Here is a 17,233-nt window from a genome sequence, read left to right as displayed (position 1 = left end):
CTATGGGATTGCAGAAGAAGATACGCGTAGACACATCTATAAAAAAGAAAAACGCGAAGCTCAATATAAAATATGCAATATTACAGATGATGTTCTGGACCTGTGCGGCATCTGCGTACGCATACCTCACGCAGATGCTGCAGTATAAAGGTTTTACGGACGGACAGATAGGAGTAATAAATGCGGTAAAATTATTTTCAACTGTAGTGTTTCAGATAATCATAGGTGTATTTTCCGACCGGCATGCAGAACGTATCCAGTTAAAATATATCATCTCAGTGCTGACTGCTGTGGCGCTGCTGTTGACATCTGTTTTTTATGAGTATAAATTATCGTTTGTACAGACAGTGATGCTGTTCATCGGATTTGGTGCAACATTTACATGCATATCACCGCTTATAGATTCCCTGTCCATAAAGTATATGAACGGCGGCAGAAATATCAACTACCCTATATGCAGGGCAGCAGGTTCCTGCGCGTGGGCTGTGGCATGTGTGCTGTTTGGGGTGTTCTGTGACAGATATGATGCGAACAGGCTTCTGATACTACAGATGCTGTTCACCGCCATGATGCTGGCGGTGCTGCTGGTCATGGATGATACATCATCCTGCAGCGATTGCAGGGCTTTGGGCGCAAGAGAGAGAATAGCTGCAGCAAACATTACGGAGACCCGGAAAACAGAGGTACACACCGCAGGATATCTGCTCACAACATACCCGAAGTACAGGTGGTTTCTCATAGGTTCAGCGGTTATGTTCATGGGATATAATGTTGGAACGACATTCCTGATAAATGTGTTTGAACGCCTGGGTGGCAATAATTTTCATTATGGACTGGCTGAGTTCGTGATGGCGGTCAGTGAAGTCCCGTCGGCATTCCTGCTCATAAAATTCAGAAAGCGGATATCTCTTGACAAGATAATGCTGTGCTGTGCGGTGTTCATGACATTCAAGAACATGTTCGCGGCATTCTCGGACAATGTGTGGGTGATCGTCATATCCCAGGGATGCGAGATGCTGGGCTTTGGGTTATTCTATTCCGGAAGTGTGTATTTTATAGAAGAGATGCTGTCACCCGCTGATGTTGTGAAGGGAATGTCATTGATAAACGCATTTACGGTGGGAGCCGGAGAGGGGATAGGAGCTCTGCTGTGTGGATGGATAAATTCCAGATACGGACTTACAGTGCTCATGGATTCCAGCGTAGTGATAAGTGCAGTGTCCATTGTATGTATAGTGATCATGTGTCGTGCGTCAAAAGAGATTCACGGCAAAATAATAAAAAACAGCTGATATATGACGAGAGAAAGGTTTGGTAAGGATTATGAAGAACCGAGATGTAGAATCAGAAGCGGCAGGAAGAAAGAGCAATATAGAAACAGACAAGCAGAATATAAGCTTCCTCTACCTCAGTGAGGAGGATATGATAGATGCGGGTGTTCTCAACCCGGGAAGATGTGTGGATGTCATGGAGGAGACCATGGGACTCATGGAGGACGGAGATTTCCTCATGGGTGGTCCGTACAATGACGCACATGGCCTTATGTTGTACTTCCCAAAGAAGTCACCGATAGAGAATTTCCCGGTCAACAATGCCAGAGACAGGAGATTCATCGCCATGCCTGCATACCTGGGCGGAAGATTCCATGTGGCAGGAGAGAAGTGGTATGGTTCAAATGGCAACAACAGAGCCATAGGGCTCCCTCGTTCCATACTGATGATGATGCTCAACGATGTGGAGACAGGAAAACCTTTGGCATATATGTCCGGAAATCTTCTTAGTTCTATGAGAACAGGTGCTATGCCGGGACTTGCGGCAAAGCTTCTGGCAAGGAATGACTCAAAGGTGCTCACACTGGTCGGCCCTGGAGTCATATGCAGATCAAGTCTCAGAGCCATCATGTCACAGAGATTTGACATAGACACCATCAAGATAAAGGGCAGCTCACCGACATCGGCAAATGCGATTAAGATGAAAGAGTACATAGAGGAAAATTATCCTCAGGTAAAAAATATAGTTCTGTGCAAGGATATGGAGGAGGCACTTAAGGATGCAGACATCATAACTGAGGCAGTCTCATGCAAGGAGGGCGAGTGGCCAGAGTACAAGCGAGAGTGGCTCAAGCCCGGAGCGCTGGTCATCTCTACAAGTACCTTCAATATGGAGCATAAGAGTATTGTTGACTTGAAAAAAGTCATAGACAACTACGGAATGTACGAGAATTATGCAGAGGAAGATAATGTTGGATACGATGAAAATGGCGACAGACTCCACACAGGCTGCATGGGAGAGGACTTCGTCTATATGGTGCAGGATGGATTGATCGAGAGGGATTCTCTTACTACATTTGGGGAGATAATCCGCGGCAAGAAGCCTGGCCGTGAATCCGACGATGAGATAATACTCGTGTCTATAGAGGGCATGCCGACAGAGGACGTGGCATGGGCATATGAATGTTACACCTATGCCCTTGTCCATGATATCGGCACGAAACTCAAAGTCTGGGATCACCCATATGCATTTTAACAATTCTGAGAACTAGCTTTGAATAATAAGTCGTAGTCAGGCTCAAAACATATATTCAGCAAAAAAGCCGTGTATGTACATGGACAATCGGTAGTGAATACAGCCGAGCTTCGAGCATTTCTGTGCTAAGGCATAGCACGCAAACGCCCTTATCGCGTGCGGAGCCGCATGCATATAGAAATGCTTGAAGCGACAGCTGTAGAACGTGATTGACCATGTACATACACGGACTTTTTTATGTTGGATATATGTTTTGAGCCGTCCGTCAATTACGCTTCAAACAATTGGTGACAAAGTTTAATGGTTTCAGGGTTTGTGCTGCTGCTGTAGAACTCCACAGTGCCCTTCTCTATGGAAGGCGTGAGAAGCTCAGCGATGCGCAGTCTCCTCTGAAGCTCCAGGGCGGTGCCGTGGGCTCCATTGAAGATCTTCACGTCAGGTCCGGCAATACGCTGTATAACCTTCTCCACAAATGGATAATGAGTGCAGCCGAGAACGATGGCATCCACATGCTTCTCCAGAGATGGGGCGAGCAGTCCTTTCAGAAATTCTGTGATCTCCTCACCATCAAAAATTCCCTTTTCCACATAATCCGCAAGTCCCGGGCATGGAACCGGGTAAATATCAGATTCCTTCGAGTATACCTTCATGAGCTCCTGGAACTTTGGGAGAGCAAGCGTGGCTGGCGTCGCCATGACAGCTACCTTGTCGTGCTCCTTCCACAGAACCGCAGGCTTCAGAGCCGGTTCAATACCGATGATCGGTATGGAAGGATACTGCTGTCTCAGTGTCGAGGCTGCAACACTTGTGGCGGTGTTGCAGGCGATGACGATCGCCTTCACATCCTTTGCGAGAAGAAAATTGGTACACTGCTCCGATCTCTCAAGAATAGCCTCTCTGGTCTTTGTTCCGTAAGGTGCGTGTGCCGAATCGCCAAAATATATATAATTTTCACAGGGCATGAGCTCCACGATGTCGCGGAGAACGCTTATTCCGCCGAGCCCTGAGTCGAATACTCCAATTGAACGTGCGTCCATAATAAAATCTCCAATGTTTTGTATCACTTGTATTGATAGTTTATCTCCAACCTAAAATTATACTATTATAGTCAATAAAAAACAACTTACGGAAGTATATATTATAGAAGTAACAGAAAGTCCGGGCGTAAGGAAGATTAAATGTTTATAAACTGTATAGACTATTCACAAATAGTGGTGTTAGAATGATACGAGTCATAAAGAAAGGCGGATGATGACATGGCACGAAATTTGGTTTCTATAGTAAAAGAGAAAATGATTGAATACTATGCCGGGGATTCCAGACGGGTACATCACTTCCTGAAGGTTCATTCATTTGCGAAGCTGATAGCTGAGATGGAGGGCATGGAGCCCGACGAGATGCAGGTCCTGGAGATCGCAGCACTTGCCCACGATATAGGCATAAAGAACGCAGAACTGAAATATGGATATAATAATGGCAAGCTGCAGGAACAGGAGGGACCTCCTGAGGCAAGACGGCTGCTCAGAGAGGCAGGTGCAGAAGATGCCGCAGTGGAGAGGGCATGTTATCTGGTGGCACATCACCACACCTACAGGAATATAGATGGTCTGGATTATCAGATACTGGTGGAGGCCGATTTCCTCGTCAACATGTATGAGGATAAGGCGGACGCAGATACTATAAGGACGGCATACGTTAATATATTTGCCACGGAATCCGGCAAAATGCTGTGCAGACAGCTCTTTTCGCTGGAATATTGAAAAAAAGATGAATTATGTTATACTTAACAGGTCAGAGATGGTGACAGTGTAGATGTCACTGTCAGATTTGGAGGAGAAAGATGAAGCTTTATATATCAAAGTTACTGTCTACAGCTTTGCCAATAGTAGGAGTGCTGTGTATATTTGGATTTGCATTTGCAGGAAATATAAGCATGGGCTGGATTCTGTTCGTAGTGCTTGCGCTTATATCAGGCATTATAAACACCATATTCTTCAGATGTCCGCACTGTGGCAAATCAATACCGGCAAACTGTACGGTCAACCAGAAGTATTGTCCTCTGTGTGGAGAGGATCTCGGTATGAAGCCTTCAAGAATAAGCTACTACGGAAAATGCCGCAAGAATAAGAACGGAGTTATGAGAGGTTATTCCACAGTTGGACCTATGGTATTCATAGTAAGCCTGCTCATACTGTTCCTCATTGTGGTGGCTGTATTTGGAGTGGACAGTCTCAATAAAGGTATGGGAAGGATTGCAGTCATACTTGCATTCTGTGTGAGCGTTATACTTGCGATATTCTGCAGGATAGCGGTATCATCGGCGGTGAAGATGGATGACAAGGCGATATATTTCAGTAAGATACCATTTATGTGGAGAAAATACGAGATAGATGATATAGTAGAGAATGAGCGCGTTGTAGAGCCGTTCTATCACGTGAACAGAGGATACATATTTGCAACCTCAAAGGGAATGGTGGCTATACCGATGGCATCATATGCAGGTGGCCAGGAGTTCTTTACAGAATTTACCTCAAGGATAGGCCAGAGCATGCCGGATGTGAGACCGGACCTTGTGTTGTCCAAGAGATCAGATCAGGCAAAGGCTGATGAAGAGCACTATGAGGAAGCGGTGAAGCTTTACAACGAGTATTACGGTGAGAAGAGATAGAATACACACTTAATTAATGAAAGGATAACGAGATGGACGTAAAAGACATTGGAAAAAAGATTGAGAACGTGGAGCTTGTTGAGGCTATGCACGCAGTTAGAGAAAATGAGAACAAGGATACACTTAAGCAGCTCTTTGAGTCAGTGGTCCATGCAGTATTTATAGTTCCTGCAAAGTTCGACCAGGAGCCAAAGCCTGATGAGAATGGAAAGGTTACATTCCAGGACGGAGTGAAGATCAACTTCTCACTTCTGACAAATGAGCAGGGAGACAAGGTACTTCCATGCTTCACAGATTATGAGTCGATGGCTTCATCGCAGTTTAACGATGGCTTCCAGAGAATAATACTTCCATATAAGCAGCTTGAGGATCTTGTGTTCAATTCAAATGGAAACATAAGCGGAATAGCTATGAATCCTTTCACTGAGAACTGCTTTATATCAGGAGAGTTTATCCGTCAGTACAGAGAGCGCTCACGTACAGGACTTGTACAGAGCAAGATCAAGCCAGGCGCAACAGTCAAGCTCAGAACACCAAAGTATCAGCCGATACAGATGCTTGATGCTGCAAGAGAGTATCTGGCAGACAAAGAGAATGTTGACAGAGCGTATATACAGATGATGGAGGAGCAGGGACAGGAGGATAAGTATCTTGTTGCTCTTGAGGTAAACGGAGACGAGAAGCCTGTATTTGCCGGACTCATACCTCTTATGAAGCCTCATTCATTTGGCATCGAGGTGGCACTGGTCAGAGCAGACAACATGCTTGGTAAGAAAGTGACAGAGGTGACAGAGCCGTTCTATGTTAGAGCCGGACTTGAAAATTAAATGAGAGGATCGTTATGTTAAAAAAATATCTGACTATATTTCTTATATCCATGGTACCAATACTTGAGCTTCGAGGCGCCATACCGTATTCGGTGGGCTTTGGACTTCCGAGTATACCGTCATTTATAGTGTGCGTCATAGGCAATATGATACCGGTTCCATTTATATACTGGTTTGCAAGACGTGTGCTTGAGTGGGGAAAAGACAAGAGATTCATAGGCAAATTCTTCACATGGTGTCTTGTGAAGGGAGAGCATGGCGGACAGAAGCTCATGGCAAAGTCCGGCACAGGAGTGTATATCGCACTTCTGCTGTTCGTGGGAATACCACTTCCGGGAACCGGGGCGTGGACAGGAACACTGGCAGCCAGTTTCCTTGAGCTTGACTGGAAGAAAAGCGTTATCATGGTCATGCTGGGAGTGATCATGGCAGGAGTGATCATGTACCTTGGAAGTATAGGATTGTTCGGAGCGATAGGTCTTTTGAAATAATACTGATATAAGTAAGATTTACAGAGAGGTTGATAAATATGGCATTTAATCCGGGAATGATGTTTAAGATCAAAGGAGCCTGGGAGCGGTTCGTCCAGAATCATCCAAAGTTCCCTATGTTCCTCAGAGCAGCCGCAGCCACAGGAATAAAGGAAGGCTATATAATAGAAGTGAAGATCACAGATACAGAGGGCAAGACCATTTGTACCAATGTGAAGCTCACAGATTCCGACATGGATCTCATAGATGTCATAAAAGACATGAGTACAAACGGAAGATAGACGGACAGGATCAAATATACTAGAAATTATATAAAAGACTTCTTGACTTGCATAGGTCGATTGTGTTATTGTAGACTTTGCGATGAAAGAGGTCTTTTTTTTGTGCCTTAAAATAACAATGGAGGTAAGTGGAAATGCGCGTTAAAATAACATTGGCATGTCAGGATTGTAAACAGCGTAATTACAATATGACAAAGGATAAGAAAACGCATCCAGACAGAATGGAAACAAAGAAGTACTGTAGATTCTGCAAGGCTCATACAGTACACAAGGAGACAAAATAGTCTGAACCAGTAAGGAGGAATAGAGTTATGTCTAAATCTAGTAAAGAAGAAAAGTCAAATACTCTCAAGAGAAGCTGGTTTCAGGAATTAAAGGGAGAGTTCAGGAAGATTACATGGCTTGACAAGAGCTCCCTTGCAAGACAGTCATTTGCGGTAGTTGTTTCCTCAGTCGTACTCGGCTGTATCATAGCTATCGTAGATTGGTTGATCCAGATTGGTTTGAATTTCATAGTTGGGTAAAGGATGGTGGAGAATATGTCAGAGGCAGAGAATGCAAGATGGTATGTTGTTCATACCTACTCAGGATATGAAAACAAAGTAAAGGCTGATATTGAGAAAACAAAAGAAAACAGAAATTTACAAGACCAGATTTTAGAGGTAGTCGTTCCGGTTGAAGATGCCACAGAGATTAAGAATGGTAAGCCAAAGTCGATCGAGAGAAAGATACTTCCTGGTTACGTTCTCATCAACATGATCATGAACGATGTTACATGGTATGTTGTACGTAATACCAGAGGAGTTACAGGATTTGTCGGATCAGATCCAAGAAAGCCTGTACCACTCACTGATGAGGAGCTGAGCAATCTGTATCAGACCTCAGAGGAGGTTGTCATCGATGTTGAAGTGGGAGACTCAATAACGGTTACTTCAGGTGCCTGGGAAGGCACAGTAGCAACAATTAAGGCAATTAATACTGCAAAACAGACCGTAGCCATCGAAGTAGAAATGTTTGGTCGTGTGAATACTGTTGATATTGCGTTTGCTGATATCAAGAAGTTGTAATTATCAAGTGGATTGTACCACAGTATTTTGGAGGAATGCTAAAATGGCAAAGAAAGTAGAAGGATACATCAAATTACAGATACCTGCAGGAAAGGCAACTCCTGCACCACCTGTTGGACCAGCTCTTGGTCAGCACGGTGTAAATATCGTTGCTTTCACAAAGGAATTCAATGCAAGAACAGCTAATGAGGGTGACATGATCATTCCTGTTGTTATCACAGTATACCAGGATAAGAGCTTCAGCTTCATTACAAAGACTCCACCTGCATCACTTCTTATCAAGAAGGCATGTAACATCAAGTCAGGTTCTGCAAACTCAAAGAAGACTAAGGTTGCAACAATTTCTAAGGCTAAGGTTCAGGAGATCGCTGAACTTAAGATGAAGGATCTGAACGCTGCAAGCCTTGAGTCAGCTATGAGCATGATTGCTGGAACAGCTCGTTCAATGGGCGTTACAGTTGAAGAGTAATACAGATATTTAGTGGGAGGGTCGCTCCCGATATGACCACAGGAGGTTTATAATAATGATAAAGAGTAAGAAATATGTAGATGCAAGCAAGCTCTATGATAAGACCGCTGCTTACGAGGCAACTGAGGCAGTTGCTTTAGTTAAGAAGATGGCTTCAGCTAAGTTTGATGAGACAGTAGAGGCACACCTCAGACTCGGTGTTGATGGACGTCACGCTGATCAGCAGGTTCGTGGTGCCGTAGTTCTTCCACACGGAACAGGTAAGACTGTTAAGGTTCTCGTATTTGCTAAGGGTGCAAAGGTTGACGAGGCTCTTGCAGCAGGCGCTGATTACGCTGGTGGAGACGAGCTCGTGCCAAAGATCCAGAACGAGGGATGGTTAGACTTCGACGTTGTTGTTGCAACACCTGACATGATGGGCGTTGTAGGACGTCTTGGTCGTGTACTTGGACCAAAGGGTCTCATGCCAAACCCTAAGGCTGGAACAGTTACTATGGATGTAGCTAAGGCTATCTCAGATATCAAAGCTGGTAAGATAGAGTACAGACTTGACAAAGCCAACATTATCCATGTGCCAGTGGGAAAAGTTTCTTTCACAGAGGAACAGTTAAACGAGAATTTCCAGACTTTAATAAATGCTATTGTTAAGGCAAAGCCAGCTGCTGCTAAGGGTCAGTACCTTAAGAGCGTTGTAATTGCTTCAACAATGGGCCCTGGTGTAAAGATCAACACAACAAGCTACGTATAAAAGCCGGTTGACCTGAGCATCAGTCACACAAAAGCCCCACACCACTATGAGATATCTTCAGGATATTGCGTAGGGTGTGGGGCTTTTTGTATGCAAAAAACGATGACAATAAATACTGATCAACATAAAATAGATTATCTAAATACATATTGACAACTATATCCAAAAGTAAGATACTGTATATAACATAAATGGAGAGGATGAGTATGGCAACAAAAATAAATATTAATACAAAACAGTTACATGCGGATATAAAGGCGTTGAAGGACGATATTGATGCGAGTATGCGCGAAAGACTTGTTATTCAGTGTGGATATGAAGAACTTGCGTCACAGTGGCGTGGACCTGCCGCAAAAACTTATGATGAAGGATTTCGAAATGCTATGACCAATATGAAGGCTTTATATAGTGATCTTAAGGATAAGATAGATGGCGTTTATGACATGTGTAAATTGTTTGAGAAGTGTGAAGCTTCTGTATTGGATAGGATTCAGGAACTCTGATCGAGCAAAATTCAGGAAGGAATGGTTATGTGAAAAGCGATACAGAAATAATAGTGGTGCCATTAAGGCAAATGTTGCTATTTGAAAAACTATATGCGCAGAACTTTGCGGATATGCTTGTGCGATTTGGAAGTATTATAGAAACATGCAACAAAATAAATGGTTATTGGGAAAGTGATGGCTGGACAGATATTTATGAAGATATGGCAGATAAATCAGATCGTATGAATGAGATCGTAGACGATATGTCTAAGTACTATGTGGATATTGTAAATATTACAGAAAGCTATGATGTTGTGGAAGCAATTAATGTGGATATTGGAGAATCTTTGTCGGGAGACGTAATTAACTAAAAGAAATATTGGGTTAAAAAGTAATATTAAGGGGTAAATGATGGACGGCACTGGTATAGAACTATATGTACATCTTGAGAAGCTGGAGGACGAAGTAGAACAATTTAATAACGTCAGTAAAAACTTTGGGGATTACATAGATATGTATAAAAGGCAGATGGATGTTATACGATACAGCAAAATGGCAGATGGGTTATATGACATGCCAGCACTTATAAGAACTTATGATGAGTTTGTGGAAGAAGCTGATCGGTTGAACAAGTTTTCAAAAGCTTTGCAAGATATATACAAAGAGTATAAGATGTGTAATGATACATATACTCAAATGGGTATAGACCTTGGAAATCAATATGCAATTACCCCGTGGGCAAAGACAAATGAAGGAAAGATAGTCATTGGGACGAGCATAATAGTGGGATTGCTGGTGATTGCTATTGTAGCACCAGAGGTTACTGCTGCAGCGATGTCTACTGGCGCAATGACAAGTACAACAGCAGCAACTATGATAGAGACAGTAACGGCAGACATGGCGTGGGGTTCTCTAACAACATCTATGATGAATGCAGAGTATTCATGTTATATGGCATGCAAAAATGGAGAAAATCCTGCGGATGCCTTTGCTGATGCATATATGTGGGGTGCTTTGGAAGGTGGAGCCACTGGATTACTGGAAGGTTTTGGGGAGACGTTGGCTATAGTGAAAAGTGCAAAGACGATGACTAATACTGCAGCTTTTTTACAGCAATATAAAATAACCGGTTATGTAAATGGCGTTAACTTCGCAGTAATGGCGGGGAATTCGGCTTTGTCGACATCCATATATTGCGCCCAAGAGAAATCACATTGTAGAAACGTTTCGTTGGAGGATGCCGCAATTCAATATAAAGAGAATTTTACATATAATTTAGCGATAGATACTGCTGTTGGAATTGGCGAGAAATTTGTTGACGTAAAAAGAACAAAAAGTATAGAAAAAAATAAGGCAATGGAAGGAGAAAAGCGCAAGGTTGGAAAGCTTTCGACAAAAGAGAAAACTGTCCGGAAAATTACAAGTAAAAATGAAGGTTACAGTCAAAATCAGGCTTTTTTAAATGGAGAAAAATCAACGCGTAATGCTCAAGGAAGTATAAGTCCGACATTGTATAAGGATGGAAGTTGTATTGATGTCAGAAGTTATAATATTCAAAATGAAAGTGGAAGGGCAATGCTTATCAAAGATGTCACGACAAGAAGCCAGAAAATGAAAGCAAATTTGCCCACAGGAACAAAGCAGACAATAGTTATTGATGCAAGAGGACGGAGTATATCAAATAGAGATTTAAAAGATCTATACATGAAAGCAAAGTGTGCATTAGATAGCGATGTTGAAATTAAATTTATTAGGTAAGAAATGATTAGAGAAGATACAAATAAAAATATTATTGAAAGATTTCCAAGCATGGAGAGTGATCTCAAATTGCATGCGATTCCCCAACTTAATAAAAATAAAGAAGATATATGGACAGCTATAAAAATATTAGCATTTTATGCGGTTTTGGGCGTGTATGCGTATTATAAATATATGGAGATGACAGGTGAACCGCATACAAGCCCTTCCGTTACAAGATATACGCTTATGCTTCTGGGGGCTGTACCAGTAGGAATAGTGATTGCTCTTGTGGCCTTATATGATAGTATTCGTGATTATTTACGAAATAGACCCTCAAGAAAGAAAATAAAAAAAATAAGAGAGAACTATTTGGAGGATGTTAGCAAGCAGATAATTTCTTACAGAGAAGCCGCTTTAGAATGGATGAACAAACGGTTTGTGCCGGCAGAGAATCTGATAAGAAGAATTATGAGGGGAGAGAAAAAGATTCGTAATCAGGGAGATGTAATGCTCACATATAGACTAGGAACAGGTGATCTGGATATATCAGAGCATATCATACTTCCCAATATGGTAAATATACCACAGAATATTAAGTTAAAGAGAACTTGTAAAAAACTCAAAGAAGAATACGGAATAATACATGATATCCCCAAAGCTATAAGTCTGGACGAGGTGGGATTACTTGGCGTAGTAGGACAAGGTGACAAGAGGAAGGCATACGATATAGTTAGGGCATTGTCTACGCAGATTTTGGTAAGTGAAGTGCCAGAGGATCTTAAGGTTGCATTTGTGTATGATAGTGTTAATAGTAAGGGGTGGAATAAATATGAGTCGTTCACGAGAACTCAGATGGAGACGGGCATTAGTCTTGTAGCAGGCACTCCTGAAAAAAGAGGAAAAGTATTAGACATGCTGGCACTGGCAATCGAGGAAAGAAAGGCTTTGAATGGAGTCGGCGTAGAAAATATGAAACCGCGGTACATAGTGTTTATAGATGATATGGCTTTATTGGAAAATCATAGAATTGTGGAAGCACTGCGTGATGATCTGTGTGTCTGTGCATTTACATTTATTTTGGTGGAGGATTGTATAGAGAAGCTTCCGGGAAATGTTGAATATGCACTTGTTGATTCATCGGAATTTTCAGGAGTCTATTCTATGTCAGATGGTTCATGTATGCCGGTGGTATTTGATAAATTATCAGAGCAAAAATTTGATAAATATATAAAGTACATGAAGAGTGAAAATAAAAACATTGCGGGGAGGTGATTTGTGTTGGAAAAAATAACAGATTATGAGTATGCTCAAATAGAATCCGCTATAAATGGTATATTGGGAATCCGAAATAATATAAGTCAATATATTCTAGATAGTTTATTTCAATCGGCAGAAAGCTTTAACAAGAATTGGAAGGGCGAAGCGGAGACCTTATTCGTAGGTAAACTTGAGCTGCTATACAATGCAATTAGTGACACAAATACCGCAGCATATAATATGGCAATGAGTATGAGTGAGCAGGCATCCGAAATTTATAAAAAACAAAATGAGAAATAATTTAACGGAAAAGGGAGAGTTAATGCAATGGCAGATACAAAGAAATATGGTTGGAATGTACAGATAGATGGTGTTCAATATCTGGTGGAGTACATGAAAGGAAGTATATTTATTAATGGTGGTGAGGCATTCAAACTCAGATCACTGGAGAGAACAGGCACCTTAAGAAAAGATAAACAGTTGAGCTATACAGTTCCGTTAGCAGGAAAAGAACTGAATCTGGTTATAAGCGCAGTGAGTGGTATCAGTCTCATTATGGATGGAATGGATCTGGGAACATATCCAGATGGTGCAGGAGCTAATCAAAAAGCTCCTGCCTGGATAGTAGTATTTTATGTATTATATTTTATAGAATATTGGGGAATAATGGGTGGTGCCATAGGAGGCTTGCTGCTCGGAACTGCGGCAGTCGTGACGTTTATGGTTGCTAAAAGTGAGAAGCTTTCTACGGGCGTGAAGTTGGTAATATGCATAGCATTGTATGTTGTTGCTACTGCGTTGGAGCTGGTTATAAGATCTGCATTAGCAGGGGTGTCTGGCCGGTACAGATAAAATAAGGCCACATACCATATGAAAAATCTGTAAGATATTTCGTGTGGTATGTGGCCTTGTTCTTTATCTTGTATAACTAACTAGGAAATTAGGAAATAGTTCCGTTAGCTGAACATGATATAGTAACTGATTTAGTAACTGTCTGAAGCAGTACGCCTTTTGAGGAGTACTTTTTCCCAACTGTACTAGCAGTTGCTTTGTTGCCAGATCTTGAACAAGAAGGTGTGGCTACCTTCCAGTATGAGCTATTAGAAGTTGCTACAGCTTTAGCGGATGTGCATGTGCTGGAAGAACCTGTATAACGGAATGTTGCTGCAATCTGAAGACTCCAGAGAACGTTTCCGTTAGAATCATTGCAGTATATAGTTTTGGAAGCACTTTTGGTTTTTGTGGCTCTACTCAGAGATGGCTGAGATGGCATTTCCTCGATAACTTCCACAAATGTAAGAGAGTCATCGCTCGTATCTTCTTCTGCGGCCTTAACAGTTGGAACGTTTATTGTAGACAAACAGATGAAGATCATACAACATATAGCTAATAATCTACGTAATTTTTTATTCATATTTATTCCTCCGTATCAGTATTATTGTTATTATCATTATTCTGAGTTTCCGAGCTATTATTTAATTGTGCGTCTTCAGCAGAATCTATCCGTGATTTATCAGATAAATCATCTGGCGTTACACCATCTTGAATGACAATAGTAGTTGATGCAATATCACTACGTCTGGATATCTGCCATTCCTTATACAACATAACTGATATACATATTGCAAAACCCAGTATAACAGAAAGCGCGGTAATGAAAATATATTTCCCATATTTCTTTCCGTTCATGTTGTGGCATATAGTATCTGTGCCTAAATATTCAATATATGTATTGGCACAATCCTTGGGACTTCCAAACTTTTTAGACAGATGTGATACTGTGATCAACTCGCCTTCAAAACTTACTGCGTAATCATACATAGAACTACGCAGCATCTTTAAATATCTCTTTTCCCCCTTTCTGTATATTGGAAACTCTTTTTTAATAGCTTTAATATACTTATCTACAGTTTTTTCGTTTTTTTCATATGCTGAGTTGGCTGAGTTGGTGTTCATTTTCATTCTCCTTTTAATACAATTTCAATATGAACTAATATTATTTTATACTAAAATATCAGAAAATCAATAATGCTTTTGACATTAATAAACAAATTTTGTCAAAATGTGGCTGTTAGTTACAAAAATATAAACAAATAAATTTAGAAAAACAAAACCATTGTTGACAAAACGGTTTAAAAGATGTAATACTAAAAATACAAAATAATTGAATGGAGAAAGATTATGTCGGATAAGATAAATGTCGATACAAGGAAGCTGCACACAGATCTTGTGATTATACAGGACTGTCTGGATCAAAGCACAATTGACAGACGAAACATCCAGAATGATTATCAAGATCTTATTAAAGAATGGAAAGGCCCTGCAGCAGACTCATTTAATACAAAATTTGAGAACAGCGATAGTAAAGTTAAATCCATGTATGAGGATCTTCAAAAGAAAGTGGACTCATTGCTTGATGTATGCAATACGTTTGAGACTTGTGAAAGAAATGTAATTGCTCTGATTGGCTAGGGTGCTTAATAACGGAGGGAAAGTATGTATGTTGAGACGGTGAAAGTACCGATAAATAAACTGGAAACATTTCATGATACCTTGAGCAAGGGGGCAACAGATCTGGGAAATCAGTATGATACGATCATATCAACCTGTGGCAAGATACAGGAATATTGGGAGAGTGAAGGCTGGGCAGATATTTATTCTGATCTTGTATCGAAGATGGATACTATGCAGGCATTTATGGAGGATATGTATTCGTATGGTGATACATTGGGTGAGGTTATAGGAAACTACATCACTGCTGAAGTTGTGAATGGTGATATGACCTCATCGTTACCAGATAACATAATTCGCTGAAGGGATGTAAGCACATGGAAAAAAAGATTAGTGATTTGGACTATTCAGAAATAGCAGCGGCTATAAATGGCTACTTGAATTCAGAAGCAAGTATAAAGCAGTATGTTTTATCTGATTTGGGAAGTGAAGTCGAGACTATAAGAAAAAACTGGAAAGGGGATGCAAGTGACAAATATATTGGAAAACTCGAAAGTGTATACAATGACATATCCAATACATGTACAGCACTTGAAAATTTAGGCGTGGGTATGAGCCGGGAGGCTTCAAATATATACCAAAATCAATAATAGAAGGAAGGATCAAGTATGGGAGCATTTTCAGTAACATCGTCAGAGATGACGAAAAGAACAACAGAGCTTCGCTCGAAAAATCAGTCTCTTAAGAAGCAGATAACCAAGCTCAGAGACAGTAAGGAGGCTCTGAACAGTACATGGGATGGTAGCGCGAAAAAAGCTTTCAGCTCTGCAGTTGAGAGTGATGTTTCACAGATGACAAATTTTAGTAATCTGATAGAACAGTATTGTTCAGCGCTGGACAATATAATAGCTAATTATGAAACTACAGAAGCCACAAATGCAAATACAGTGGCTCAGAGAAAGTATTAAAGGGAGGAAAATACAGATATGTCAGATATGAATTTGAAAGTCACCCCGGCGGAATTGGAGGCTAAGGCTGCTGATTTTAAATCAGTTATGACTCAGACGAAATCGTTGACAGATGATATGATGAATGATGTCACTGGACTTTCATCATCATGGACAGGAGATGCGTCTGCATCGTATATAAACAAATTTAGAAAACTGCAGACGGATATGGATACCATGGGTCGAATGATTAATGAACATGTAAATAATCTTACAGAACTTGCTAAAGAATATACGACAACAGAGAAAAAGAATGCAGCGGCAACGGAATCGCTTGCAGCAAATATTATTTCGTAGGAAAGAAGTGCCATCTCTGATAGCTATCAGAGATGGCATTTTGAGATTGAGGAGGTTATTATGATTGAATTTAAGAAATATCTGCCGATCGGTTCGGTTGTGTTATTAAAGAACGCAAATAAAAGGTTGATGATATATGGAAGACTGCAGAAGGCAGAGGATTCAGATAGCGTAAGGGATTATATAGGATGCCTGTATCCAGAGGGAAATATATCTACAAAACAGACGTATATGTTTGACCATGACCAGATAGAACGGGTATATTTTGTTGGATTTCAGGACCCGGAAGAGTTTGAATTTGTTGACAAATACCTGAATGAGGGAAATAATGGAAAATAGAGGAGTGCTTTTGTATGTAGACCTTGGCAGGCTTGAAGATGAACCATACAGGCTGTCAAAGATATATGATACACTTGGACAGTATATTGATGATATCAGACGTCAGAGAGATATAATATACATAAGCAAGATGGCGGAATCTCTGGATATATCATCCCTGGACAGATATCGTGCTCAACTGGTAGACGAATATGATCGGCTTGGAACTCTGAAGAAGATTCTGGATGAGGCATACGATCTATATAAAGAATGTAATGAAAAATTCGAGGCATCTGGACAGACTCTATGCAACCTATATGCTGAAACTCCATGGTATGAGACCAGTGAGGGAAAGCTGGCTATAGGCATAGGCGTGCTTGTGGTTACTGCTGCAGTGGCGATAGTCTGCCCTGCTGTACTAGGGGCGGCGGCCGCCACGGTAACACAGTCTATAGCGACATCTGCTATTATTGGTGCTGCCACGTCAGGCGTTATGAATGGAATAGCTTCAATGAAATCCGGCAAGTCATTTTATGATGGATTTGCAAATGGTTTTGAATCTGGAGCAATATTGGGTGCAATCAGTGGAGGATTAGGAGCT

The 17,233-nt window shown here is 41.1% G+C and carries 28 protein-coding genes; 25 read left to right on the top strand and 3 right to left on the bottom strand.

Annotated features, from left to right (window positions below):
* Window positions 1–2 precede the first annotated feature (2 nt).
* Both ARA78_RS13030 and ARA78_RS13025 read left to right on the top strand, forming a co-directional pair.
* A complete protein-coding gene (locus ARA78_RS13030; RefSeq protein ID WP_055280689.1) occupies window positions 3–1,292 on the top strand; it encodes an MFS transporter in 1,290 nt (429 codons plus the stop codon).
* Window positions 1,293–1,323: 31 nt separating this feature from the next.
* Window positions 1,324–2,526, top strand: coding sequence for a tyramine oxidase subunit B (locus ARA78_RS13025; protein WP_022216196.1), 1,203 nt, complete (start codon window positions 1,324–1,326; stop codon window positions 2,524–2,526).
* Window positions 2,527–2,795: 269 nt separating this feature from the next.
* On the opposite strand, the gene murI is transcribed toward ARA78_RS13025, so the two are convergent.
* On the bottom strand, window positions 2,796–3,563 hold the full coding sequence (gene murI / locus ARA78_RS13020) for a glutamate racemase (RefSeq protein ID WP_022216197.1): 768 nt from the start codon (window positions 3,561–3,563) through the stop codon (window positions 2,796–2,798).
* Window positions 3,564–3,782: 219 nt separating this feature from the next.
* Between murI and ARA78_RS13015 the strand changes: the two genes are divergently transcribed.
* The 16 genes from ARA78_RS13015 to ARA78_RS12940 all read left to right on the top strand — a co-directional run bounded on the left by ARA78_RS13015 (window position 3,783) and on the right by ARA78_RS12940 (window position 13,411).
* Window positions 3,783–4,286, top strand: a complete 504-nt coding sequence (locus tag ARA78_RS13015; RefSeq protein WP_055280687.1) for an HD domain-containing protein — start codon at window positions 3,783–3,785, stop codon at window positions 4,284–4,286.
* A gap of 80 nt (window positions 4,287–4,366) precedes the next feature.
* The gene (locus ARA78_RS13010; RefSeq protein WP_055280686.1) at window positions 4,367–5,194 is read left to right on the top strand and encodes a zinc ribbon domain-containing protein; all 828 of its coding nucleotides are present in this window, start codon (window positions 4,367–4,369) and stop codon (window positions 5,192–5,194) included.
* Between the two features lie 32 nt (window positions 5,195–5,226).
* Window positions 5,227–6,021, top strand: coding sequence for an enhanced serine sensitivity protein SseB (locus ARA78_RS13005; protein ID WP_015533482.1), 795 nt, complete (start codon window positions 5,227–5,229; stop codon window positions 6,019–6,021).
* Window positions 6,022–6,035: 14 nt separating this feature from the next.
* Window positions 6,036–6,512, top strand: a complete 477-nt coding sequence (locus ARA78_RS13000; protein ID WP_022216200.1) for a COG2426 family protein — start codon at window positions 6,036–6,038, stop codon at window positions 6,510–6,512.
* Window positions 6,513–6,550: 38 nt separating this feature from the next.
* Complete coding sequence (locus ARA78_RS12995; RefSeq protein ID WP_055280684.1) at window positions 6,551–6,793, top strand: hypothetical protein; 243 nt, start codon at window positions 6,551–6,553, stop codon at window positions 6,791–6,793.
* Between the two features lie 134 nt (window positions 6,794–6,927).
* Window positions 6,928–7,077: a 50S ribosomal protein L33 gene (gene rpmG, locus ARA78_RS12990; RefSeq protein ID WP_004849439.1), complete on the top strand. Its 150-nt coding sequence runs from the start codon at window positions 6,928–6,930 to the stop codon at window positions 7,075–7,077.
* Window positions 7,078–7,104: 27 nt separating this feature from the next.
* Entirely contained in the window at window positions 7,105–7,317 is a 213-nt protein-coding gene (secE, locus tag ARA78_RS12985) for a preprotein translocase subunit SecE (RefSeq protein WP_015533480.1), read from the top strand.
* 15 nt (window positions 7,318–7,332) lie between these two features.
* A complete protein-coding gene (nusG, locus tag ARA78_RS12980) occupies window positions 7,333–7,860 on the top strand; it encodes a transcription termination/antitermination protein NusG (RefSeq protein ID WP_015533479.1) in 528 nt (175 codons plus the stop codon).
* Window positions 7,861–7,903: 43 nt separating this feature from the next.
* Entirely contained in the window at window positions 7,904–8,329 is a 426-nt protein-coding gene (gene rplK / locus ARA78_RS12975) for a 50S ribosomal protein L11 (RefSeq protein WP_015533478.1), read from the top strand.
* A 55-nt stretch (window positions 8,330–8,384) separates the two neighbouring features.
* A complete protein-coding gene (gene rplA / locus ARA78_RS12970; RefSeq protein WP_015533477.1) occupies window positions 8,385–9,077 on the top strand; it encodes a 50S ribosomal protein L1 in 693 nt (230 codons plus the stop codon).
* Between the two features lie 206 nt (window positions 9,078–9,283).
* Window positions 9,284–9,580 (top strand): hypothetical protein, encoded by a 297-nt coding sequence (locus ARA78_RS12965; protein ID WP_022216202.1) that lies wholly within the window; start codon window positions 9,284–9,286, stop codon window positions 9,578–9,580.
* A 29-nt stretch (window positions 9,581–9,609) separates the two neighbouring features.
* The gene (locus tag ARA78_RS12960) at window positions 9,610–9,933 is read left to right on the top strand and encodes a hypothetical protein (protein ID WP_022216203.1); all 324 of its coding nucleotides are present in this window, start codon (window positions 9,610–9,612) and stop codon (window positions 9,931–9,933) included.
* A 37-nt stretch (window positions 9,934–9,970) separates the two neighbouring features.
* Window positions 9,971–11,320: a hypothetical protein gene (locus ARA78_RS12955; RefSeq protein WP_022216204.1), complete on the top strand. Its 1,350-nt coding sequence runs from the start codon at window positions 9,971–9,973 to the stop codon at window positions 11,318–11,320.
* 3 nt (window positions 11,321–11,323) lie between these two features.
* Window positions 11,324–12,574, top strand: coding sequence for a hypothetical protein (locus tag ARA78_RS12950; protein WP_055280680.1), 1,251 nt, complete (start codon window positions 11,324–11,326; stop codon window positions 12,572–12,574).
* A gap of 3 nt (window positions 12,575–12,577) precedes the next feature.
* Window positions 12,578–12,859 (top strand): hypothetical protein, encoded by a 282-nt coding sequence (locus ARA78_RS12945; RefSeq protein ID WP_022216205.1) that lies wholly within the window; start codon window positions 12,578–12,580, stop codon window positions 12,857–12,859.
* A gap of 27 nt (window positions 12,860–12,886) precedes the next feature.
* Entirely contained in the window at window positions 12,887–13,411 is a 525-nt protein-coding gene (locus ARA78_RS12940) for a hypothetical protein (RefSeq protein ID WP_022216206.1), read from the top strand.
* Window positions 13,412–13,499: 88 nt separating this feature from the next.
* On the opposite strand, the gene ARA78_RS12935 is transcribed toward ARA78_RS12940, so the two are convergent.
* Window positions 13,500–13,973, bottom strand: a complete 474-nt coding sequence (locus ARA78_RS12935; RefSeq protein WP_055280679.1) for a hypothetical protein — start codon at window positions 13,971–13,973, stop codon at window positions 13,500–13,502.
* A 2-nt stretch (window positions 13,974–13,975) separates the two neighbouring features.
* Entirely contained in the window at window positions 13,976–14,515 is a 540-nt protein-coding gene (locus tag ARA78_RS12930) for a DUF6120 family protein (RefSeq protein ID WP_055280676.1), read from the bottom strand.
* Window positions 14,516–14,740: 225 nt separating this feature from the next.
* Here ARA78_RS12930 and ARA78_RS12925 point away from each other — a divergent pair, with 225 nt between their 5' ends.
* The 7 genes from ARA78_RS12925 to ARA78_RS14070 all read left to right on the top strand — a co-directional run.
* Window positions 14,741–15,031, top strand: coding sequence for a WXG100 family type VII secretion target (locus ARA78_RS12925; RefSeq protein WP_055280674.1), 291 nt, complete (start codon window positions 14,741–14,743; stop codon window positions 15,029–15,031).
* A 24-nt stretch (window positions 15,032–15,055) separates the two neighbouring features.
* Entirely contained in the window at window positions 15,056–15,373 is a 318-nt protein-coding gene (locus tag ARA78_RS12920; protein ID WP_055147854.1) for a hypothetical protein, read from the top strand.
* Between the two features lie 14 nt (window positions 15,374–15,387).
* On the top strand, window positions 15,388–15,660 hold the full coding sequence (locus ARA78_RS12915) for a WXG100 family type VII secretion target (protein ID WP_022216714.1): 273 nt from the start codon (window positions 15,388–15,390) through the stop codon (window positions 15,658–15,660).
* An 18-nt stretch (window positions 15,661–15,678) separates the two neighbouring features.
* Complete coding sequence (locus ARA78_RS12910; protein ID WP_015533472.1) at window positions 15,679–15,978, top strand: WXG100 family type VII secretion target; 300 nt, start codon at window positions 15,679–15,681, stop codon at window positions 15,976–15,978.
* An 18-nt stretch (window positions 15,979–15,996) separates the two neighbouring features.
* A complete protein-coding gene (locus ARA78_RS12905; protein ID WP_015533471.1) occupies window positions 15,997–16,314 on the top strand; it encodes a WXG100 family type VII secretion target in 318 nt (105 codons plus the stop codon).
* 60 nt (window positions 16,315–16,374) lie between these two features.
* Window positions 16,375–16,653: a DUF4176 domain-containing protein gene (locus ARA78_RS12900; RefSeq protein ID WP_022216712.1), complete on the top strand. Its 279-nt coding sequence runs from the start codon at window positions 16,375–16,377 to the stop codon at window positions 16,651–16,653.
* Window positions 16,643–17,233, top strand: a 591-nt coding sequence (locus ARA78_RS14070) for a hypothetical protein (protein ID WP_330376011.1), incomplete at its 3' end; no start/stop codon positions are given. The genes ARA78_RS12900 and ARA78_RS14070, both read left to right, overlap by 11 nt.

It is taken from the genome of Coprococcus eutactus, assembly GCF_001404675.1.
Taxonomy (GTDB): domain Bacteria; phylum Bacillota; class Clostridia; order Lachnospirales; family Lachnospiraceae; genus Coprococcus; species Coprococcus aceti.
Note: the sequence above shows the minus strand (reverse complement) of the source record. Positions and strands in the feature narration are given on the sequence as shown.

Bases quoted from the DNA above. Each gene is read 5' to 3' on its own strand.
- ARA78_RS13030 (WP_055280689.1), top strand. From the start codon at position 3: ATGGGATTGCAGAAGAAGATACGCGTAGACACATCTATAAAAAAGAAA.
- ARA78_RS13025 (WP_022216196.1), top strand. From the start codon at position 1,324: ATGAAGAACCGAGATGTAGAATCAGAAGCGGCAGGAAGAAAGAGCAAT.
- murI (WP_022216197.1), bottom strand. From the start codon at position 3,563: ATGGACGCACGTTCAATTGGAGTATTCGACTCAGGGCTCGGCGGAATA.
- ARA78_RS13015 (WP_055280687.1), top strand. From the start codon at position 3,783: ATGGCACGAAATTTGGTTTCTATAGTAAAAGAGAAAATGATTGAATAC.
- ARA78_RS13010 (WP_055280686.1), top strand. From the start codon at position 4,367: ATGAAGCTTTATATATCAAAGTTACTGTCTACAGCTTTGCCAATAGTA.
- ARA78_RS13005 (WP_015533482.1), top strand. From the start codon at position 5,227: ATGGACGTAAAAGACATTGGAAAAAAGATTGAGAACGTGGAGCTTGTT.
- ARA78_RS13000 (WP_022216200.1), top strand. From the start codon at position 6,036: ATGTTAAAAAAATATCTGACTATATTTCTTATATCCATGGTACCAATA.
- ARA78_RS12995 (WP_055280684.1), top strand. From the start codon at position 6,551: ATGGCATTTAATCCGGGAATGATGTTTAAGATCAAAGGAGCCTGGGAG.
- rpmG (WP_004849439.1), top strand. From the start codon at position 6,928: ATGCGCGTTAAAATAACATTGGCATGTCAGGATTGTAAACAGCGTAAT.
- secE (WP_015533480.1), top strand. From the start codon at position 7,105: ATGTCTAAATCTAGTAAAGAAGAAAAGTCAAATACTCTCAAGAGAAGC.
- nusG (WP_015533479.1), top strand. From the start codon at position 7,333: ATGTCAGAGGCAGAGAATGCAAGATGGTATGTTGTTCATACCTACTCA.
- rplK (WP_015533478.1), top strand. From the start codon at position 7,904: ATGGCAAAGAAAGTAGAAGGATACATCAAATTACAGATACCTGCAGGA.
- rplA (WP_015533477.1), top strand. From the start codon at position 8,385: ATGATAAAGAGTAAGAAATATGTAGATGCAAGCAAGCTCTATGATAAG.
- ARA78_RS12965 (WP_022216202.1), top strand. From the start codon at position 9,284: ATGGCAACAAAAATAAATATTAATACAAAACAGTTACATGCGGATATA.
- ARA78_RS12955 (WP_022216204.1), top strand. From the start codon at position 9,971: ATGATGGACGGCACTGGTATAGAACTATATGTACATCTTGAGAAGCTG.
- ARA78_RS12950 (WP_055280680.1), top strand. From the start codon at position 11,324: ATGATTAGAGAAGATACAAATAAAAATATTATTGAAAGATTTCCAAGC.
- ARA78_RS12940 (WP_022216206.1), top strand. From the start codon at position 12,887: ATGGCAGATACAAAGAAATATGGTTGGAATGTACAGATAGATGGTGTT.
- ARA78_RS12935 (WP_055280679.1), bottom strand. From the start codon at position 13,973: ATGAATAAAAAATTACGTAGATTATTAGCTATATGTTGTATGATCTTC.
- ARA78_RS12930 (WP_055280676.1), bottom strand. From the start codon at position 14,515: ATGAACACCAACTCAGCCAACTCAGCATATGAAAAAAACGAAAAAACT.
- ARA78_RS12925 (WP_055280674.1), top strand. From the start codon at position 14,741: ATGTCGGATAAGATAAATGTCGATACAAGGAAGCTGCACACAGATCTT.
- ARA78_RS12920 (WP_055147854.1), top strand. From the start codon at position 15,056: ATGTATGTTGAGACGGTGAAAGTACCGATAAATAAACTGGAAACATTT.
- ARA78_RS12915 (WP_022216714.1), top strand. From the start codon at position 15,388: ATGGAAAAAAAGATTAGTGATTTGGACTATTCAGAAATAGCAGCGGCT.
- ARA78_RS12910 (WP_015533472.1), top strand. From the start codon at position 15,679: ATGGGAGCATTTTCAGTAACATCGTCAGAGATGACGAAAAGAACAACA.
- ARA78_RS12905 (WP_015533471.1), top strand. From the start codon at position 15,997: ATGTCAGATATGAATTTGAAAGTCACCCCGGCGGAATTGGAGGCTAAG.
- ARA78_RS12900 (WP_022216712.1), top strand. From the start codon at position 16,375: ATGATTGAATTTAAGAAATATCTGCCGATCGGTTCGGTTGTGTTATTA.